Source organism: Psychrobacter sp. CR212 (assembly GCF_059693765.1).
In genome coordinates this window covers 1-915 of record NZ_JCATIF010000012.1, presented here as the reverse complement: position 1 = coordinate 915, position 915 = coordinate 1, and the positions used below count along the sequence as shown (strand labels likewise).

The following is a 915-nucleotide window of genomic DNA, read 5'->3' as shown; positions in this document are numbered from 1 at the left end:
TAGACCTCTTGCAAAAGTCATAGGTTAAGCTCGGAATTAATGATACCAGCAAACAGCTTCATTCTAAGATCATAGCGCTGACGACGGTTGCGATATTTATGAGCCACGATTTTAAACAACTTTATTAAGCCTATTTTGTGTTCAACCACAATACGGAACTTTGCCAGATAGTGATTGGCCTGTTTGCATATCTCCAATAACTGACCACCACGAGGTTTCTTAAATGGTGTGAAGGTTTGCTTATGTAGATTTGCTATACCCTGATAACCACTGTCTGCTAGATAGTTAGTATTCTCAGGTAACCAATCAGGACAAGTATCTTTATACAGCTTAAAATCGTGGATTGACCCTTTACAGGTTTGCACATCAAGTATCAAGCCGGTTTGCCAATGGACGATAACCTGCGCTTTTAAGGTGTGTTGTTTTTTCTTGCCGCTGTAGTAGTCGCTTTGGTTTTTTTTGGACGCTCAATTGGGGTTTCGGTGGCATCGACGATGACGACTGACCAATTGATGTCCTCATCGACACGACTGGGCAGCTTTTTAGGCAATTCAAACTTGCCAGAGTCAATCAGTGTGTCTTCTACTTTACGAATGATACGGCTAGCAGAAGACTCATGAATACCAAAGTCCATACTGATATGATAAAGCGTGCGGTATTCACGCCAATAAGTCAGGGCTAGTAGTATCTGCTCCTTAAGACTGAGCACACTTGGTCTGCCTGATTTGGTCTTAGATGCTTCATGCTCTTGCATGGCATCAAGCATGTCATAAAAGGTGGCTTTATGAATGCCAGTATAGCGTTTAAAACCAGCGTCACTTTGTTTGAGTAGCTTATCTATGTTTGGCATGGTTCCTAAAAAGTTATGAGTGTCTTCTTATTTTAATTCCCTTTGCTACTTTTGCAAGAGGTCTA

The 915-nt window shown here is 41.3% G+C and carries 1 protein-coding gene and 1 pseudogene; both read right to left on the bottom strand.

The features are described from left to right. Positions 1-17: 17 nt before the first annotated feature. Positions 18-401 (bottom strand): annotated as a pseudogene (locus AC58CZ_RS13225) (transposase family protein); the annotation flags it as partial. Positions 402-409: 8 nt separating this feature from the next. Next, complete coding sequence (locus AC58CZ_RS13220) at positions 410-850, bottom strand: transposase family protein (RefSeq protein WP_105243994.1); 441 nt, start codon at positions 848-850, stop codon at positions 410-412. Between the last annotated feature and the right edge of the window lie 65 nt (positions 851-915).

What these genes read in the sequence shown, in the direction of transcription:
- AC58CZ_RS13220 (WP_105243994.1), bottom strand. Translation starts at nt 850, where the DNA reads ATGCCAAACATAGATAAGCTACTCAAACAAAGTGACGCTGGTTTTAAA.